Raw genomic sequence first — 18,998 nt, forward strand, 5'->3', positions numbered from 1 at the left:
AGGGCCCTCCGGCTAATCTGAGAGCATCATGGCCAGTCATACGCGCGAGGGATCAGGAACGGCTGCGCCGACGACCCCGGCACCGCGGCGCCTCCCCCTCCGGCTGGTGCGCGCGTGGTGCACCCTGATCATCGCCTCATCGATGGCGGGCACGGCCTGGCTCATGGCGATCGGCGTGGGCGGCTCGGCTGTCGTGGTGGCGGTGACGACCGCTGTCTCCGCGGCGATCTGGGTGATCCAACGGCCGCGCCGCCGCTGGCGCCGCCTCCCGTGGTTCGCCCTGGCCTACATCGGCTGGGCGGTGCTCTCGCTGCTGTGGACCGAATGGCCGCGCGCGACCGCGATGACGCTCGCCCTTCTGCTGGCGACGACGGCGCAGGCGATCTTCGTCGCCGCCGTGCTCACGGGGCGCCAGATCATCGAGGCCATCGCCGCGGCGGTGAAGTGGATGCTGGCCCTCTCGCTCGCCTTCGAGCTGTGGGTCTCGCTCATCTGGCAGGGACCGATCCTGCCCGGCTTCGTGCGGCCCGGACCGGATTTCACGGGCGACCCGATCATGTTCTGGTCACGCGACAAGCTCTTCACCGACGACCGCATCCAGGGCATCTTCGGCAATGCCAACTCCCTGGCCTACATCGCGCTCCTCGGGCTCGTGGTGTTCGGCCTGCAGATCAACACCCGCGCCGGCCGGCGCGGGCCGCTCGTGGCGTGGACGCTGCTGGCGGCATTCTGCTTCTGGCGGGGGTCGTCCGCGACAGCGGCGATGTGCGCGATCGCCATCGCTCTCGTGATCGTCGTCGTGCTGCTCATGCGCCGCGCGCGCACCGCACGTACCCGGCGCATCCTCTACATCGTCTTCACCGTCACGGGCATCACCCTCATCACGACCCTGTGGATCGTGCGGGAAGCCCTCTTCGAGCTGCTCGGACGCTCCTCCGATCTCAGCGGCCGCAAGGAGATCTGGGCGACCGTGGGCGAACGGTTCGCCGAGAGCCCGATCATCGGCTGGGGCTATTCCGTGCCGTGGGTGCCCACCGACCCGTTCTTCGACGGGTGGATCATCGATCGCGGCGTCACGGTGATGCAGGCGCACAGCACGTGGTTCGACGTGGCGATGCAGCTCGGCGTCGTCGGGGTGCTGCTGTTCGCCGTCGCCCTCGGCGCCTTCACGTGGCGCGCGTGGTTCCTGGCGCTCGGCCGCATCCCCCGCCCCGGTGCCGAGCGCGAACCCCGGTCGCGCCTGCTGCTCATCCCGGCGCTGGTGGCGACGATCCTGCTCGTCCAGAGCGTCACCGAGTCGTCACCCCTGCTCAACTGGGGCTGGTTCCTGCTCGTGATGCTCGCGTTCGCGATCAAGCAGGCTCCTGCGTCTGTGCGGGGCACCCCCGTGCGTCGCCGCTCGACGCTTGCAGCCGCCTGGCCGCTCGAAGGCGGGGCCCCCATCGAACGCGGTGCGCCCGTCGAGGGCGCGGCGTGACGACGCCACCGGCACTGTCGACGTCGTGGCTCGTGCGGACCCTCGACTCGGCGGCGTTCGCGCAGGCCTTCGCCCACACCGCGATCGCCGCGGTCTTCGCGGAGCATCTCGTCGAGCGGACGGCGGGCCGCGTCACCTGGCTCACCGTGATCGCGGGGCTGTGCGTGGTGGGCGCGGCCCTGTTGCTGGTGCGTCGCCGCGAGTTCACCCTCGTGCGACTGATCCCGTCGACCCTCGTGGTGTTCCTCGGCTGGGCGCTCGCGAGCATCACCTGGACCACCGACGCCTCCGGAACGCTGGGCGGGTGGCTCGCGCTCGCCTCGATCGCGTTCCTGGCCGTCGTCATCGCCAACACGCGCGACACCCTCCAGACGGTCCGCGCGCTGGCCGACGTGTTCCGCGTCCTGCTGGTGCTGTCGCTGGCGCTCGAGCTCCTCTCGGGCGTGTTCTTCGACATGCCCTTCAGCTTCCTCGGCATCGAGGGAGACATCGCCGTCCTCGGTCCGGTCCAGGGCATCTTCGGCACCCGCAACTCCCTCGGGTTCATCGCGGTCCTGGCTCTGATCACCTTCTATATCGAATGGCGGACCGTGTCAGTCCGCACCGGAGTCTCTCTCTTCTCGGCGGTCCTGGCCGCACTCCTCGCCGCCTTGTCGGACTCCCCCACCGTGCTCGTCCTCGCCGTCGCGACGGGGATCGCGACGGCCGCCCTCGGCCTCGTCCGCCGCACCCGCCGTGCGCTGCGCCGGCCCGTGCAGTCCGTGCTCGCCGCGACCGTCGTCGTCGGAGCGCTGGTCGGATACCTCTTCCGCGAGCGCATCATCGCGTGGATCGGCGCGGGCACCGACTTCTCCATCCGCGCTGAGCTCTGGGACCAGGTCGCCTCGTTCGTCCGCGCGGAGCCCGTGCGCGGGTGGGGCTGGTTCGGACCGTGGTCACGGACGGACTTCCCGTTCAACGCCATCAACTTCGCACTCGGCGACCGTCACACCTCGGCGCTCAACGCTTACGTCGACGTCGTCCTCCAGCTCGGCTGGGTCGGACTCCTCATCTTCATGACGTTCGTCGGCCTGGCCCTCGGCCGCGCCTGGCTCGTCGCGAGCGAGCGCCGCTCGATCCTCTACGCCTGGACGCCGCTCATCCTCGTGACCGTGCTCGTCGACGCCCTCTTCGAGAGCTTCCCCCTCCACGGCTACGGCTGGCTGATGCTCGTGCTGTGCGCCCTACGGGCGGGGCAATCGCGATCCTGGCGCGAGAACATCCGGGATGCCGTGCGGCCGACGACTCCCGCCGCAGGTCTGCCCGGGGACACCTCGACGGGAACCCACGGCATCGCACGGTAGGATCGGGCCGGTGAGCGCGCAGGTTTTCGACCCGACAACGGCGACCATCGCCATCGTCACTTTCAACCGCTCCGCGCTCCTGTCGCGGCTGCTCGAGAGCATCGTCCGCATGGACCCGAAGCCCGGGCACGTGGTGATCATCGACAACGCGTCGTCGGACGACACGACATCCGTCGTCGACTCGTTCCGCGATCGGCTGGGCACGCAGCTCGAGTACCGGCGTCTCGAGACGAACACGGGCGGGTCGGGCGGATTCAGCGAGGGCGTGCGCGTGGCGTACGAGCTCGGCTCCGAATGGATCTGGCTCATGGACGACGACGTCGAGGTGCTCCCCGACGGCCTCGCGAAGATGGGCCGCTGGGCGCCGCGTTTCCGTAGCATCCAGGGCCGTCGCTACGACTACGACGGCAGCGAGTTCTACTGGCAGTACCGCGTCGCCGAACGCATGGGCATCCCGATCCCCTTCGCGCCCGCCGGTTTCGGCGAGGCGGGCTACAAGGAGATGAACTCCGGATGCTTCGAGGGCATGTTCATCCACCGCGACATCGTCGCCCGCATCGGGCTCCCCGACCCGCGGTTTTTCATCTACTGGGACGACCAGCTCTACGGATGGCTCGCCTCGCGCATCACGACGTCGGTCATCGTCGACGAGTTCGTCCTGCGCCGCACGCGTGAGATCCGCCAGTGGGACATGGGCATCCGCCACATGAACGCCTCGAGCGACGCCTACCGGTACTACATCATGCGCAACCGGGCGCACATCAAGCAGTACTACCGAACGAAGGGCGTCTACAACCCGGTGCTGTTCGGTCTCGGGACGACCCTGACGTTCGGCAAGGAGCTGATCCGGCTCTTCCTGGTCGAGCGCACCGTGCGAGGCACCTCGAACCTCTTCCGCGGCCTCCGCGACGGCCGGCGCATCTCGCGCGACCGTACCTGGCAGCCGATGCAGCCGCTGATGGATCAGCCGGCCCGTCCCTGACGAAAGACAGATCATGCCCCACCTGCTGCAGCGCGCCGTCCTCCCTCTCGAGCACGACCCCGACCTCCTTCCGCTCTATGTCGACCCCGAGACGTGGACCGAGATCGATGAGGAGCCCGTGCGCGTGTCGTCGCGGGCCCAGCTGTCGAACATCCTCGGTCGCTCGGAGGCCCGGATCGTGGGCGGCCGGCGGGTATCGTTCGGCACGTACTTCAACGCTTTCCCGGCGTCGTACTGGCAGCACTGGACGCCGGTCCGCGACGTGACCCTCACCGTGCACACCGAAGGCCCCGCCACCGTCCTCGTCTACCGCTCCAACGGCGGCGGCACCCGCCAGCGACTGGAGACCCGCGAGGTCACCGGCGAGGCGACCAGCACCTTCGAGCTCGCGCTCAACCAGTACAGCGACGGTGGATGGATCTGGTTCGACATCGCAGCCGACCGCGAGGACGCCCGGTTCCTGGGAGCTGAGTGGACGACCGAGCAGGAACCGGCCCGGTCGGGCAAGGCCTCGCTCGGGATCACGACCTACAACAAGCCCGACTACTGCGTGGCAACCCTCCGTGCACTCGACGCGGCGCCCGATGTCCTCGAGCTGGTCGACCGCATCTTCCTCATCGACCAGGGCACCGACCGTGTCGACGCGCAGCACGATTTCGCCGAGGTCGCCGACAGCCTCGGCGAGACGCTTCAGATCATCACGCAGCCCAATCTCGGCGGCTCGGGCGGCTTCGCCCGCGCGATGTACGAGACCCTCCAGCGGCCCGACAGCGACTTCGTCCAGCTACTCGACGACGACGTGCGCATCGAGCCCGAGTCCCTCCGTCGGTCGATCGTGTTCGGCCGGTACGCGACGACGCCGACGATCGTCGGCGCGCATATGTTCGATCTGCTCGACCGCCCGAAGCTCCACGCCTGGGCCGAGGTCGTCGACGACGAGCCGTTCATGTGGCGCACGCTGCAGCAGGAGAAGATGCCACACGACTTCTCGGTCGCGAACCTGCGGCAGTCACCCGAGCTGCACATGCGACTCGACGCCGACTACAACGGCTGGTGGATGTGTCTCATCCCGGTCGAGGTCATCCGTGAGATCGGCCTCTCGTTGCCCGCGTTCATCAAGTGGGACGACGCGGAGTACTGCCTGCGCGCCCGCGACGCCGGCTTCCCCACGGTCTCGATGCCCGGAGTCGCGCTCTGGCACGTGTCGTGGGTCGGCAAGGACGACTCCATCGACTGGCAGGCGTACTTCCACGCGCGGAACCGCATCGTCGCCGCACTGCTGCACTCGAACAGTCCGCGCGGTGGCACGCTGCTGCGGCACAGTCGACGACTCGACCTCAAGCACCTGATGATGATGCAGTACTACCCCGTCGAGCTGCGCCACCGTGCCCTGCGCGACATCCTGTCGGGACCGGAGCACATGGCGGCGGGAATCGCGACGGCCATGCCCGCCGCCAGGGCTCTGCAGAAGGAGTTCCCCGAGACGGTCATCCACCGCGACACCGGCGTACCACTGCGTTCGCGGAGGGGGCGTCAGGTCTTCAAGCGCCTCCCCCGCCACACCTTCGACAGCCCGACGGGCCTCAAGCTCCGCTGGTTCACCTTGTCGACCCTCGCCTCGCACTGGCTGCACGCGCCCCGACCCGAGAACGTCACCCAGCCCGAGGTCGAGTTCGGCAAGGGTGACGCGAACTGGTGGCGGCTTCCTCGCTACGACAGCGCGCTCGTGAGCGCCGCCGATGGGTCGGGGAAGAACATCTACACCCGCGACCGGGCGGCCTACCGGCGGATGCTGCGAGAGAGCCTGCGGCTGCACGCACAGCTCAAGCGCGACTGGCCGAAGCTGTCGCGGCGCTACCGCCGCGCGATCGGGCAGCTGACCTCGCCGGAATCGTGGGAGAGCATCTTCGGCTCCGCGAAGCGCTGAGGGTCAAGCCCCGCCGTTGTGGTCCTCGTTGTACCGATCGAGCACGTCGCCGATCGGCCCGTCGAGGACCAGCGAACCCTTGTCGAGGTAGAGCCCACGCGTGCAGAAGCGCCGCAGGTCCTTCTCGTTGTGGCTGACGAAGAACAGCGTCCGCCCCTCGGCGAGAAGCTCGTCGATGCGCTTGTAGCACTTCGCGCGGAAGGCACGGTCGCCGACGGCGAGCACTTCGTCGACGAGCAGGATCGGCTCGTCGAGCTGCGACACCACGGAGAACGCGAGGCGCACCTTCATGCCGTTCGAGAGGTGTTTGTACGGGGTGTCGACGAAATCGGCGATCTCCGCGAAATCGATGATGTCGTCGAACCGGCGGTTGACCTCGGCCTTCGACATCCCGTGCAGTCCCGCGGTGAGGCGCACGTTCTCGCGGACGGTCAGGTCTCCCACGAACCCGCCCGTGATCTCGATGAGCGGCGCCACCCCACCGTGCACCTCGACACGGCCCTCATCGGGCAGCAGGACGCCGGCGACGAGCTTGAGGAGCGTGGACTTGCCCTGCCCGTTGCGCCCGACGACGCCGATCGACTCGCCCGGCTCGACGGAGAACGAGACGTTGCGGAGGGCCCAGAACTCCCCCGGGCGGCTTCGGCGCGAGGCGCCGCCGAACAGGTCCTTGAGGTTGCGCCTCCCGCGCCGGTTGCGGCGGAAGCGCACACCGAGGTCGCGCACCTCGATCGCGAGTCCGGTCATCACAGCTCCTTCAGCACCGGACGCTCGAGGCGTGAGAAGACGAGGAGTCCGAGCCCGAAGATCAGGATGCTGGTGGCGGCCCCGACGATCACCGACAGCGTGTCCCACTGGTCGGGGAAGAACCCGACGCGGTAGAGCGTGAAGATCCCGGCCAGCGGGTTGAACGCGCCGATCTCTTTGAAGACGCCCGGCAGGTCGGCCACGCCGTAGATGATCGGCGACGCGTAGAAGAGCGCGCGCAGGACGAGCCGCGTGGTTCGCTCGAGATCGCCCCAGAGCACGCAGAGCGGGGCGACGATGAGCCCGAGCCCGAGGAGCAGGATCACCTGAAGCACGACGGCCACCGGGAAGAGGAGGAGCGCGGCGTTGACCGTCGCTCCCCCGAAGATCGCGAACATCGCGAGCACCGGCAGCGAGAAGAGGAACTCGATGCCCTTGCTCAGGACGATGCGCCCCACCCAGATCGAGCGTGGGATCGAGGTGGACCGGACCAGCCGTGCGTCCTTGTTGAACGCACGCGTGAAGTCGGTGACCGCCGAGTTGAACCACACCCACGGCAGCAGCGCGGTGATGAGGAAGACGATGTAGGGGTTCTCACCGACGTCCCGATGGAAGACCTGCGTGAAGACGAACCAGTAGATCCCGCTCATCACGAGCGGGTCGAGGACCGACCAGAAGTAGCCGAGCGCACTCGTGGAGTAGCGCACCCGCAGATCGCGCGCCGACAGCAGCCACAGAGAGTGGAGGTAGCGCCGCGGCGATCCGGGGGCGCCGACGACGGCGGGACTCACGCGTTCGATCCTACGGTTCCATGAGGGCACGGCTCGGTGACACACCTCACCGCAGAGGTGCGAGCTGCCGTTCCAGCACCGGCGCGAGGGTCCGCGCGTAGGAACTGGAGAGGTGGTTGTCATCCCGATACACGGCGACGTTGCCGACGACGGCTGGGCAGACGTCATCCGGACAGATCCACTCGGTCAGATCGACGTGCGTGATGCTCTCGCGCTGGAGGATGCGCGCCGGGTTGGCGGCCGCTAGCGAGCCGCTACGGGGCACGGAGCAGCCCTCCGGGTCGTCGGATTCGATGACGCAACCGAACATGTTGTAGCCGAACCGCGGGTTGTCTCGTACCGCGATGATCGGGATGTCGGCGGCGTCCATGCGGTCGATGAACCGTTCGATTCCCGGCCGGAGGCGCTCGTCCTCATCGCCGGCGTCAGCGGCGGTGACGATGGTCATGACCGCCGACGGCTTGATCGCCTCCACATGGCGGATCGCCGCCTCGCGCCACTGCGGGCAGAAGTCGGGATCGAAGCCGGGGTCGTCGAGGCCCATGGCACAGCCGCCGCGCACGAGCGTGATGACACCCCAGCCGCGCTGCTCCGCGATCGGCACGAGAGCCGCCGTCATCTGCTGCGCGTGGGAGTCGCCGATCACCGCAATCAGCTCGATTGCGCGCTGCGTGCCCGGCATCTCGGAGCACGAGCCGTGCAGGATGTCGTCGGTGATGGCGCGCGCGCCGCTGCACTCGAGTTCGAGCTGCACCCATTCGTCTTCGATCGCAGTCGCAAGCGGGATCATTGGCAGCTCCGGGTCAGGTTCGGAGACCTCGTCGTCGAAGAGCACGTGCGCCCCGGGATTCGCAGTCAGCTGCTGCTCGGCGATCCGTTGCTCGCGGTACGCGGTCACCCCCTGCCATGTCCCGACGGGAACCACGACGACCAGAGCGGCGACGGCGACGACCGCGACCGAGGGCATGACGCTGCGTTCCGAGCGTCGCCACTGCCGCACGGGGTGGTCTACGGCGAAGGTCAGCAGCCTCGCGCACACCAGGGAGGCGGCGACGATCGCCACCCCACCCGCCACTCCGACCTCAGTTCGCTCGCGCACGACGAGCCACGTGACCAGGATCGGCCAGTGCACGAGATAGAGGCCGTAGGCGTCGCGGCCGGCGAGTCGAAGCGGGCGCGATGCGAGGAATCGGGCCGGCCCACGCCCCGCGTCGCCGGTTCCCGACACGACGATCATCGCGGCGCAGACGACCGGCCACAGGGCGAGGTACCCGGGGAACCCGCCCTCGACGTCGAGCAGCACGCCGCAGCTGAGGAGCCCGGCGATGCCGGTCCAGCCGAGCACGGCGCTCAGCCTGGGCCCGGGCCGCAGGTGCGGGAGCGCGACGACCAGCAGCGACCCGGCGGCGAACTCCCACAGCCGGGCACCTGTGTCGAAGTAGGCGAGCTGCTGAGCGGCATCCGTCCGCACGATCGAGTACGCCAGCGACAGCACAAAGACCGCCCCGAATACCACCGCAACGACGGCGTCCGGAGACCGCCGGAAGCGCCGTATGACCAGGAGGCAGAGCGCGAAGAGCACCGCCCAGAGCACGAATGCCTGACCCTGCACGGAGAGCGACCAGAAGTGCTGGAGCGGGCTGGGCGCCTCGCCGCGGTTGTAGTAGTCCACCGCGTCTGCGGCCAGGACCCAGTTCTGGACGTAGAGCAGGGACGCCCACGTCTGCTCCCAAAGCGACCGCCACATCGTGGCGGGATAGAGCACGCGTGCCAGCAGAAGGACGAACAGGAGTGTCACGGCAGCAGCGGGAAGGAGCCGCCGGAACGTCCCGACGAGCCGGCGCGCTATGTGCGGCGGTGCGCCGGTATGGATGCGGTGCAGGAACGTCCGCGTGAGGAAGAAGGCAGACAGCATCAGGAATACGTCGACCCCGCCCGAAACGCGCCCGAGCCACACGTGGTAGGTCACAACCAGCAGGATGGCGACGGCACGGAGGCCGTCGATGTCGGCGCGGTATCCCCAGCGATCCGCGTCCTGAACGCTGCCTTCCCCGCTGGGTCCCGCGTGATCGAACATCAAGACCGGCCGCCGTCTGCTGCCCCCGCGCGGGGGCGCAGGCAGTCTGAAAGCACCCGTCAATTGTAAGACACGTGCAACGCGCGTTCGTCAGCTGACTGCAAGGTGACGCACAGCTCCACCGTCGGCCGCGGACGAGAGGGCGGCTTGTACGACCTCCAGCGTATGCAACGCTTCGTCCATCGAGGACAAATCGCTCGGTTCGCCTCGGACGGCGTCACGGAACGCTTCGAGTTCAGCGCGTAAAGGCTCCTTCTTCGCGAAGGCAAATCGTGTGATGTCACCTTCCGATACGCCTCGAAAAGTCGACACGGACTCCCATTCAAGAGCCTCCGTGCCGTTCGCAAAGAACGTCAGATCCCCTGTGGCGGTGTCGGCGATGAACGTCCCTCGCTCGCCGGTGACGACCGTGATGCGCTCCTTCATCGGGCTGAGCCAGTTGATGAGGTGGCTGACGATGGTGCCGGTTCGCAACCTCCCGGTCATGGCGATCATGTCTTCATGCTGCCGCCCGCTTTTGAACGTCGTCTGGGCAGAGATCGTGTCGTATGTCGATTGCGTGATCCATGCTGTCAGGTCCACGTCGTGCGTCCCGAGGTCTTTCGCTACCCCAACGTCGCCGATCCGCGCTGGGAAGGTGCTCTGCCGACGGGTTGCCACCTGGTAGACAGAGCCGGCGTCGCCCGCTGCCAACCTCATTCGCAGCTGCTGGAGCGCCGGGTTGAAGCGTTCTACGTGCCCGACGGCCCCGACAAGTCCGCGGGTCCGGAACGCCTCGCCGACGGCTCGCCCCGATTGAGAGTCGTCCGCGATCGGCTTCTCGACGAGGGTGTGGACGTCAGCCTCGGCAAGCGCGATCGCCGCTTCGGCATGGAAGCGAGTGGGAATTGCCACGACAGCAATGTCGATGCCGGCATTGATGAGAGCTCGGACGTCGTCCAGGATGGGGAGCCCCTGCGCGACGCGATGGGGGTCGCCCCCGGGGTCCGCGACCGCGACGAGTTCGATCCCGTCGATATCGCGAAGCAGACGAGCATGGTGTCGACCCATCATGCCCAGCCCGAGGAGTCCTGCGCGTAGAGACCTCATCACCGCGTGCCATTCGCGAGGTAGTTGACTGCACTCACAATGCGATCGAGATCGCTGTCCGAGAGGGAGGGGTGGACTGGCAGCGACAGGACCTCTCGTGCCGCCCGCTCGGTCTCCGGGAGGTGAAGCTCTCGAGCATACTTAGCAAGTGACGGCAACCGATGATTGGGAATCGGGTAATAAACCCCGCTGCCGATGTTGAACTCCTCGCGCAGTGCTAGAGCGAACCGGTCCCGCCCCGCCGGGATGCGGACGGTGTACTGGTGATAGACATGGCTCGAATCCTCGCGGACCGTAGGAAGCCCCACTCCGCGCAGGTTCTGGTCGAGGAACGCGGCATGAGCACGTCGAATCTCAGTCCATCCGTCCACTTTCGTCAGTTGGACACGACCGATCGCCGCGTGGATGTCGGTCATACGCGCATTGAACCCGACGATCTCATTCTCGTATTGCTTCTCCATGCCTTGGTTCCGGAGTAAGCGAACGGTGCGAGCCACTTCCGTGTCCCTCGCGACCACCATCCCTCCTTCGCCACTGGTCATGTTCTTCGTCGGATAGAGCGAGAACATGGCGACATCGCCGAGGGTCCCGACAGGACGACCATTCACGGCCGCGCCGTGCGCCTGAGCTGAGTCCTCGATCACGAGCAGGTCGTGCTGCCTTGCGAGCGTAACGATCTCTGCCATCCGCGCGGGGTGACCGTAGAGGTGGACCGGCATGATCGCTCGTGTGCGCGGCGTGACCGCCGCCTCCACCGCGGCGGGATCGAGCGTGTAGGTGGAGGAGTCAATGTCAGCGAAGACGGGGGTCGCTCCGGCCAGCACGACGCTGTTGCCGGTCGCCGCGAAAGTGAACGACGGGACGATGACCTCGTCGCCCGGGCCGATCCCAGCCGCGAGCAGACCGAGGTGGAGGCCCGCAGTACCCGAGTTGACCGCCACTGTGGGCCTGTCCAGTACAAAATGCGCCGAGAACTCTTCCTCGAACTGTGCAACCTCCGGTCCTTGCGCCACCATCCCGCCACGTAGGACTCGGTCGACTGCCTCTCGCTCCTCGGCCCCGATGATCGGCTTCGCCGCGGGAATGAACTCCATCACTTGTCCTCCATAATCAGCACGCCTTCGCGTTCCGCGAAGCGGTCGCCCGTGACTGGGCATGACCAGGCGCATCCACCGTCGTTCTTCAGCGGCACCCCGGCCGGCCCGACCCATCCGATTCGGCGAGCCGGGATGCCCGCAACGAGCGCGTACGGAGGCACATCCCGCGTGACGACTGCGCCCGCTGCAACTGTCGCCCACTCACCGATCTCAAGAGGCGCCACGCAAGTAGCGTTGGCACCGATCGACGCACCACGACGAATGGTCACACCGACGGCTTGCCAATCAGATGCACTCTTGAGCTCCCCGACCGGTGAAACCGCGCGCGGGAACGCGTCGTTTGTGAGGACGACCGCAGGACCGATGAACACGCCATCCTCGATCACCGCCGGCTCATACACGAGCGCATAATTCTGAATCTTGCAGCGATCACCGACAGACACTCCGGAGCCGATGTACGCGCCCCGACCGATGATCACGTCGCACCCGATGCGCGCTTCTTCTCGGACCTGCGCGAGGTGCCAGACAACCGCCCCTTCACCGACGTCGGCCGACTCGCTGACGTTCGCGCTGTCTTCTATATGCGCCCGCCGACGTTCAGGGGACAACGAACTATCAGGATGACCGGTCACGAGTGACGATCCTACCGTCGACGCACCGCGCGGTCTGTGCCGAGGAGGGCGGAAGAATCGAACCCAGGAGTCGCACGTCTACAGTAGGAATTCGCCCTCGACGAAACGGTGTCACATGTCAGACGTTCCCCCGGCAGAAGCCAGCGGTCCCCGGCGGCTGTCAGGGGTGTTGTTCCATGCTCGCGCACACGCGCGAGGTCTTGCGTCGGTGGCCGCGGCAAGCGGGATCGGCATCCTTGCCACCTTCGGGTTCCAACTGCTCAGCGCCCGCTACCTTGCGCCAGCGGACTTCGGACTGTTTGCGGCGTTCCTTGTCATTGTGAATGTTGCAGCAGTCGGCAGCGCAGCCATCCAAAACCACGTCACGGTCAACACTGCTCGATTGAGCCGGGACGCCGAGACGCATCCTTCGGCGGGCCGTCGTGGATGGCCGAAAGACGCGGTGCTGTTGGGCACCGCCGCCGCCATCGGCGTTGCAGCAGTCTCGCCCCTGCTCGCGCACAACCTCGACACCACAGCCCCCATCGTCATCGCTGCCGCCTGCACGATACCGCTCAGCCTCGTCTTCGCGGACTCACTCGGCCTTCTCCAGGGATCGGGACGGGTGGGCGCCGCTGTCTGGTGGTCGACCTCGTCACAAGTGATCCGCATCGTGCTGCTCCTCGCCGCCATCGGAATCGGGGCCGGCCTGGCTGGTGTTGTCGGTTCCGTCGTGGCCGCGGTGGCCGCCACGACAGTTGGTGCGCTACTCCACACGCGACGGATCCGGAGGCCACGCGCGAGCGTCTTCAGCGGCACGGGCTTGGCGATCGTCGCGCTCACAGTCGGCTTCGCCTGGCTCACCAGCGCTGATGTTTTGTTCGTCCGGGCGACCGCGCACCCCCAGGATGCCGGCGCCTACGCTGCTGCCACCGTTCTCGTCAAAGCCGGACTCCTCCTTCCCGCGACGCTGTCGTTCTACCTCCTTCCTCGGTTCGTGCGCAATAGCGGAGACGCCGCGCTCACCCGGACCGGCGTCCTCGCCACCCTGGCCATATCACTCGGCACAAGCATCGCCATGATCGTGGTTTTCATCGCCGCCGGGGGCTGGATCGTCGGTCTTCTCTACGACGACGAGTACGCTCGGACGAGCGAGTTTCTCGTTGCCGCCTCCATCGCTTACGCGCCGTGGATAGCCGCGCAAGGATTGATGGTCAAAATGACAGCATCGGCTTCGCGGCCAGCGGTCGCTGTCGTTTGGATGGCGGTCCTGGCTCAGGGGATAGCGTTCCCGCTGATCCTCCCTGACATCTTCGCGATGCTGTGGATGATGGGCGCGATCGGCGCCATTGCCCTCGTTGCGTTCATGCTGATCGAGTGGTTCGGCCCGACCACCGGCCAGTTGCGGTCGAGGACACGAGCGAAAGTGTTCAGCCGAGATAGCCGCGGTTCGAGAGATCCTCGACGATGATGTCGGCCGGCGATTCGCCCGCGTCGACATCGACCACTCGATATTCTTCGAAGTTCCTCAGGAAGTCCGCGACCGCGTTCGCATCCCAACGAGAGAGCACCGCGCTGGACCCGATCCCTTCTCGACTTTCGCTCACCTTCCGGTGCACCAGCGTGGGCACTCCGAAGACCGCTGCCTCCTGCTGGATGCCCCCGGAGTCCGTCACGATGAAGCGAGCTCCCCGCATGAGCGCAACGAATGCAGCGTGCTCCAGTTTCGCCTGGACGACGAACTTCACAAGTCCGAGCTCTGCGATCGTCGCCTCAATGGCGTCCCGAGAATAGGAATCGACGATGAGACGCATGCTCACCGGGCTGCTCGCCTCCAGCGTTCGAAGGGTCTCACGCACCAGCGCGGCGTTGGAGATGAACTCGAAACGGTGGAGAAGGACCAGGCCATAGCGATCAGCGTCCAGGGCCTCTGCACCTGCCGCATCACGGACGGCATCCTTTGCCGTGTTGCCGTGGGTGATGACGACGTTGCGTCGACCGGCAAGGTTGCGCGCGGACTCATCGTCCGGTGCGTAATGGATGCTGGCGAAGCGACCCACGATGCGCCGATCGAGTTCCTCAGGGAAAGGGTGTCGCCAGTTACCAGATCGAAGGCCGGCTTCGACGTGCGCGACAGGAAGACGTAGGAACCGCCCGATGAATGTACCCAGCACCGTCGTCATCGTGTCACCGTGAACGACGACGATCGACCCCGAGGGCAGCGAACGACGAGTCTTCCCAAGATTCAGAAGTGCCCACTTCCCGACCGACGCGATCCACCCCAGCATCTGGACGGGCGATTTGAGGGGCTTTCCGCGCCACCCGTTCGCGATCACGCGGTCAGGCTCGGGCAGCCCGAGTTCGGGGATGGCCCGGCGTAACGCTTCGGTGTGCTGCTGGGTTACCCACTGCTCAAAGGCCGCCCCACGCGCAGCCAATCGGCGCATCACGGGCGCAATCTTGATTGCCTCGGCGGTCGTTCCGTAGATGAAAATGATCATGAGTTCTCCTGAGAGCGAGGGTCGATCGCGTCGTTACGTCGTAGGAACGCACGTCGATGCACGACGATGCCCCGCACGAGTCCGCCCCAAAACGGAACGACGAACGACGGGAGGTGCAGGAGGTACGCAAGTGCTGCCCGCGGCGCGACCCCTAGCCGTAGGGCCACGGCCGAGGGGAGGGCGGCTAGGGCGACTCCGGCAAGCCCCACACCGATAGCCACGCCGGCTCGACGGGAGACGAGAAGTCCGACGATCACCGCTACGACTACACCCGGTGCCGCGGCCGCGATGAGCAGTGCCGCGGAACGCGCCGTCCCAGTACCTGCGTAGCTGTCTACGAAGAGTGTGCCGCGCTGATAGGTGTGTGAGATGAACGCCCTGTACGTCGTCCGAGGCCGGTACCAACCGGCAAAGCCGGGGTCGAGACGAATCGGAGTCCGTTGCGCTATGGCACGCAGGATCCGCGTGTCGTCGGACATCAGATGCGCGTCTCCCTCCGGCGCGGCTTCGCGAAACACGTCCCGTAGCAGATCGCGAGGCGCGAAGAAAAGGCCCGTGCCCTTGGGGGCTTGATCGAAGGTCTCCGTCGTCAGATCGAAGGGACGGGGACGTCGGAGGTATCGCCGCCAGAAGATCTGGACGGGAACCTCCCAGAAACGCCCGATGAGGGGGGCGTCATCGACAGTGGGTACGTGACCGTTCCATGCGGTCGGAGCATCGGCTCGTCCGCTCTGCCGAACGAGATAGCCGAGCGCGTGCGGTTCAATGAGGACGCGTGAGTCCATGAGGAGAATGTGGTCATTGGACGCAGCCTCGAGACCGGCCAGGCGGGCGCGGAAGCGGCCGAGGTTCTTCTGAGACACAACTCGCAAGGTGCCGGGAAAGCCACCGCGGATACTGTCCAGCACAGCGAGCGTGTCATCCGTTGATCCGTCGTCGACAACCACCAGTTCGATGGGAACCTCGACGCGTCGAGCCGCCTCGGCGAGCGACGCGATGGTTGACGCGAGCCATCGTGCAGAGTTGAACGCGGGCATCACGACCGAGATGGCGGTCAACCGCGAGGCCTTCCAAAGTCCAGACTGCACGTCATCACCCTAACGAAGACGTCCGACAACCCCGGTGGAGCCGATCGCTCATGCGAGGTGGTTGTTCCACATCGACAGCGCAGAGCCGATGGCCATGTGCATGTCGAGGTACTGGTAGGTGCCCAGGCGTCCGCCGAAGTGCACCTCCTGCTCACCCTTGGCGAGGTCGCGGTATGCCAGCAGGCCCGCACGGTCATCGGCGGTGTTCACGGGGTAGTACGGCTCGTCGGCGCGGGTCGCGAAGCGCGAGTACTCCCGCACGATCACGGTCTTGTCTGTCGGGTACCGATCGGCGCGCTCCGGGTGGAAGTGCTTGAACTCGTGGATCCGCGTGTACGGGGCGTCGGCGTCGGCGTAGTTCATGACGCTCGTGCCCTGGAAATCGGGGATGTCGAGGACGTCCTGCTCGAAGTCGAGCGTGCGCCACGACAGCTCGCCCTCCGTGTAGTCGAAGTAACGGTCCACCGGGCCGGTGTAGACGATCGGCACCTGCCCGACGGTCGCCCTCTTGTTCAGGGGCTGCGACTCGTCGAAGAAGTCCGTGTTCAGCTTCACCTCGATGTTCGGGTGGTCGGCCATGCGCTCGAGCCACGCGGTGTAGCCGTCGACCGGGAGGCCTTCCCAGGTGTCGTTGAAGTAGCGGTTGTCGTAGGTGTAGCGGACCGGCAGGCGCGAGATGATCTCGGCCGGAAGCTCTTTCGGATCGGTCTGCCACTGCTTCGCGGTGTAGTCGCGGATGAACGCCTCGTACAACGGACGGCCGATGAGCCCGATGGCGCGCTCCTCGAGGTTGCTCGCCCCCTTCGGGTCGAACTCGCCGGCGAGCTCCTGGATGAGGTCCCGCGCCTCACCGGGAGTGTAGGCGGCCCGGAAGAACTGGTTGATCGTGCCGAGGTTGATCGGAAGCGGGTACACGACGCCCTTGTGGGTCGTGTAGACGCGGTGGACGTAGTTCGTGAACTGCGTGAAGCGGTTGACGTACTCCCACACCGTCGCATTCGAGGTGTGGAACAGGTGGGCCCCGTACTTGTGGACCTCGATACCGGTGGTCGGCTCGTTCTCGGTGTAGGCGTTGCCGCCGATGTGGTGGCGGCGGTCGATGACGGTCACCTTGCGGCCGGATGCTGCGGCACGCTCGGCGATGGTGAGGCCGAAGAAGCCGGAGCCGACGATGAGGAGGTCCATGGGGCGAACGCTTTCGTTTCGGGGCAAGCGAATGGGCACCCCCGGGCGGGGCGTCATCGATCCTACGCGACGCATTCGGCGGGCCTGAGGAAACCGTGGGAAAGCCCGCCGAGGGCGTCAGCTACGATGGCATGTCGAATTGTCGCAGTGACGGAGTCGGGATCGAATGGACAGCTGGATCAGCATATTTCCGTCGATCCTCGTCGCTGCGCTCCTCCTGATCGTCCCGGGCGGCATCGTGATGGCCGCCGGCTGGGGTGTGCGCAATCCCTCTCGCTGGCTCCTCGCTCCGGCGGTGTCGGTCACGGTCGCTGCTGTCGCCGCCACGATCGCCCCGCTCGTCGGTCTGCGTTGGGGGCTGATCCCGCTCGCGCTCGTCACCGCGCTCGTCGCGGGAGTCGGCCTCGTGCTGCGCCGCTTCGCCGGGACCGACGACGCACCGACGTCCCGCGGCACCTTCCTCGCGACCGCCGGCGCGCTGGCGGCGGCAGCCGGCGGACTCGGCGTTCTGTTCGCCCGCGCGTTCGGCGGGCCGGACAACATCGCTCAGCGGTTCGACAACATCGTCCATCTGAACGCGATCGCCCTCGCCGTGAAGAACGGCAGCGCCTCGCCGTTCCAGATAGGCGCCACCTCGGACATCGGGGGCTACCCCAATGCGTGGCATGCCATCACGACGCTCGTCGTCGAGCTGACCGGTGTCACCGTTCCGGAGGGCATCAATGCCGCGAACCTCGCGTTCGTCGCGGTCCTGTGGCCCGCTTCGATCATGGCCCTCGTCGGTGCGATGTTCCACCGCCGCAGAGCCGCCTACGTCGCCGCGGCGGCCCTGTCGACGGGGTTCGGTGCGTTCCCCGCACTCTTCCTCAACTGGGGTGTTCTGTATCCCAATCTCGTCGGTTACGCCATGCTGCCCGCGGGTCTCGCCGCCGTCGTCCTCGCACTCGACGAGCGCAGATCCGGAAGCATCGTTCGCGCCGTCCTGCTGATCGCGCTGCTGGCGGGCGGCGTCTTCCTCGGACATCCGAACGCCTTCCTGGCCCTGCTCGCGTTCTCGGCAGCGTCCGTGCTGAGCACGCTCCTGGCACGCGCGATCGCGGGCCGGTCACAGCGTGATTGGTGGGCGCTCGCGGCGAGCGCAGCGGGCTTCGCGGTGGTCTGTATCGCGACATGGTCGGTCTTCCGAACCTCGGCCGAGCACTCGGGATGGAAGCCCTGGCAGAACCTCGCGCAGGCGATCGGCGAGGCCGCGCTGGCCTCACCTCGGGGATACGCGCCTACCATCGTGATCGCCGTCCTCCTCGTGGCCGGAGCGGTCGTGGCGGCGCGACGGCCGAAGTCGCTCCCTCTGATCGCCCCATTCGCGGTGGCCATCCTGTTGTTCGTCGTCGCCTCGGGTCTGCGCATCGACCACCCTCTCCGCGAGTTCCTCACCAACCCCTGGTACAACGACGCGAACCGTCTCGCGGCCCTGCTGCCGATGGCCGCCATCCCGGTCGCCGTGCTCGGCGCACTCGGAATCTACGACGTGGGGCGCCGAGCCCTCGCGCGGCTCTCCGCGCCGAACTGGGCCCGCGTCGTCGCCCTCGTCGTCGCGGTCATCGCGGTGTTCTCCGTCGCCGTCGGCCCCAACACCCGCTTCGCGATCTCGCAGGTTCGCGAGGCCTACGCCTACACCGATGACTCGGTCCTTCTCACCTCTGACGAACGAGCCCTGCTCGACCGGCTGCCGGAGGAGACCAGCGATGACGCGCTCATCATCGGAAGTCCGCGCACCGGCGCATCGCTTGCGCTCGCCCTGTCCGATCGCGACGTGACCCAGCGGCATATCTTCGGTTCCCCCTCCCCCGAGCTGGTCTACCTCAACTCCCACCTGCGGAACATCGACTCCGACCCGACCGTCTGCTCGACGGTCGAGGACCTCGGAATCGACTACGTCCTGGACTTCGGGCGACAGGACGTCATGGACCAGTCGCAGGCCGTCACCTACGACGGCATCCAAGATCTCGCACCGGGTCCTCATCTCGTGCTCGTGGATTCGGAAGGTCCCGAAGCACGCCTGTTCCGCATCGAAGGATGCTGA

General features: G+C 66.9%; 15 protein-coding genes. 6 read left to right on the top strand and 9 right to left on the bottom strand.

The genetic code is table 11. From position 1 onward, the window contains the following. Positions 1 to 28 precede the first annotated feature (28 nt). From QUC20_RS12000 to QUC20_RS12015, 4 genes are read left to right on the top strand one after another with little or no spacing between them, the layout of a single operon-like run. Positions 29 to 1,477 (top strand): O-antigen ligase family protein, encoded by a 1,449-nt coding sequence (locus tag QUC20_RS12000; RefSeq protein ID WP_289330012.1) that lies wholly within the window; start codon positions 29 to 31, stop codon positions 1,475 to 1,477. Continuing rightward, a complete protein-coding gene (locus tag QUC20_RS12005; protein WP_289330013.1) occupies positions 1,474 to 2,820 on the top strand; it encodes an O-antigen ligase family protein in 1,347 nt (448 codons plus the stop codon). Before QUC20_RS12000 ends, QUC20_RS12005 begins: the two co-directional genes overlap by 4 nt. A gap of 10 nt (positions 2,821 to 2,830) precedes the next feature. Next, complete coding sequence (locus tag QUC20_RS12010) at positions 2,831 to 3,802, top strand: glycosyltransferase (RefSeq protein ID WP_289330014.1); 972 nt, start codon at positions 2,831 to 2,833, stop codon at positions 3,800 to 3,802. A gap of 13 nt (positions 3,803 to 3,815) precedes the next feature. Further along, positions 3,816 to 5,729, top strand: a complete 1,914-nt coding sequence (locus QUC20_RS12015) for a glycosyltransferase (protein WP_289330015.1) — start codon at positions 3,816 to 3,818, stop codon at positions 5,727 to 5,729. A 3-nt stretch (positions 5,730 to 5,732) separates the two neighbouring features. Here QUC20_RS12015 and QUC20_RS12020 read toward each other — a convergent pair whose 3' ends face one another. The 6 genes from QUC20_RS12020 to QUC20_RS12045 form a co-directional block, all read right to left on the bottom strand. After that, positions 5,733 to 6,476 (bottom strand): ABC transporter ATP-binding protein, encoded by a 744-nt coding sequence (locus QUC20_RS12020; protein ID WP_289330016.1) that lies wholly within the window; start codon positions 6,474 to 6,476, stop codon positions 5,733 to 5,735. Beyond that, positions 6,476 to 7,267: an ABC transporter permease gene (locus QUC20_RS12025; protein ID WP_120264708.1), complete on the bottom strand. Its 792-nt coding sequence runs from the start codon at positions 7,265 to 7,267 to the stop codon at positions 6,476 to 6,478. The genes QUC20_RS12020 and QUC20_RS12025 overlap by 1 nt, the downstream gene beginning before the upstream one ends. A gap of 46 nt (positions 7,268 to 7,313) precedes the next feature. Further along, complete coding sequence (locus QUC20_RS12030; protein WP_289330017.1) at positions 7,314 to 9,344, bottom strand: acyltransferase family protein; 2,031 nt, start codon at positions 9,342 to 9,344, stop codon at positions 7,314 to 7,316. 90 nt (positions 9,345 to 9,434) lie between these two features. Further along, positions 9,435 to 10,433, bottom strand: a complete 999-nt coding sequence (locus tag QUC20_RS12035; RefSeq protein ID WP_289330018.1) for a Gfo/Idh/MocA family protein — start codon at positions 10,431 to 10,433, stop codon at positions 9,435 to 9,437. Continuing rightward, complete coding sequence (locus QUC20_RS12040) at positions 10,433 to 11,527, bottom strand: DegT/DnrJ/EryC1/StrS family aminotransferase (RefSeq protein ID WP_289330019.1); 1,095 nt, start codon at positions 11,525 to 11,527, stop codon at positions 10,433 to 10,435. The genes QUC20_RS12035 and QUC20_RS12040 overlap by 1 nt, the downstream gene beginning before the upstream one ends. Next, positions 11,527 to 12,162, bottom strand: a complete 636-nt coding sequence (locus QUC20_RS12045; protein ID WP_289330020.1) for an acyltransferase — start codon at positions 12,160 to 12,162, stop codon at positions 11,527 to 11,529. The genes QUC20_RS12040 and QUC20_RS12045 overlap by 1 nt, the downstream gene beginning before the upstream one ends. Before the next feature lie 115 nt (positions 12,163 to 12,277). Between QUC20_RS12045 and QUC20_RS12050 the strand changes: the two genes are divergently transcribed. After that, positions 12,278 to 13,612: a lipopolysaccharide biosynthesis protein gene (locus tag QUC20_RS12050; protein ID WP_289330021.1), complete on the top strand. Its 1,335-nt coding sequence runs from the start codon at positions 12,278 to 12,280 to the stop codon at positions 13,610 to 13,612. Here QUC20_RS12050 and QUC20_RS12055 read toward each other — a convergent pair. From QUC20_RS12055 to glf, 3 genes are read right to left on the bottom strand one after another with little or no spacing between them, the layout of a single operon-like run. Beyond that, the gene (locus QUC20_RS12055) at positions 13,572 to 14,642 is read right to left on the bottom strand and encodes a UDP-N-acetylglucosamine 2-epimerase (protein ID WP_289330022.1); all 1,071 of its coding nucleotides are present in this window, start codon (positions 14,640 to 14,642) and stop codon (positions 13,572 to 13,574) included. The genes QUC20_RS12050 and QUC20_RS12055 overlap by 41 nt on opposite strands. Continuing rightward, the gene (locus QUC20_RS12060) at positions 14,639 to 15,730 is read right to left on the bottom strand and encodes a glycosyltransferase family 2 protein (RefSeq protein ID WP_289330023.1); all 1,092 of its coding nucleotides are present in this window, start codon (positions 15,728 to 15,730) and stop codon (positions 14,639 to 14,641) included. Before QUC20_RS12060 ends, QUC20_RS12055 begins: the two co-directional genes overlap by 4 nt. A gap of 48 nt (positions 15,731 to 15,778) precedes the next feature. Beyond that, complete coding sequence (gene glf / locus QUC20_RS12065) at positions 15,779 to 16,915, bottom strand: UDP-galactopyranose mutase (protein ID WP_289330024.1); 1,137 nt, start codon at positions 16,913 to 16,915, stop codon at positions 15,779 to 15,781. A gap of 166 nt (positions 16,916 to 17,081) precedes the next feature. Here glf and QUC20_RS12070 point away from each other — a divergent pair, with 166 nt between their 5' ends. Then, positions 17,082 to 18,998 carry a DUF6541 family protein gene (locus tag QUC20_RS12070; RefSeq protein WP_289330025.1) on the top strand — a complete coding sequence of 639 codons (1,917 nt, stop codon included), beginning with the start codon at positions 17,082 to 17,084 and terminating at the stop codon, positions 18,996 to 18,998.

The sequence above is a fragment of the Microbacterium arborescens genome (genome assembly GCF_030369635.1).
Taxonomy (GTDB): domain Bacteria; phylum Actinomycetota; class Actinomycetes; order Actinomycetales; family Microbacteriaceae; genus Microbacterium.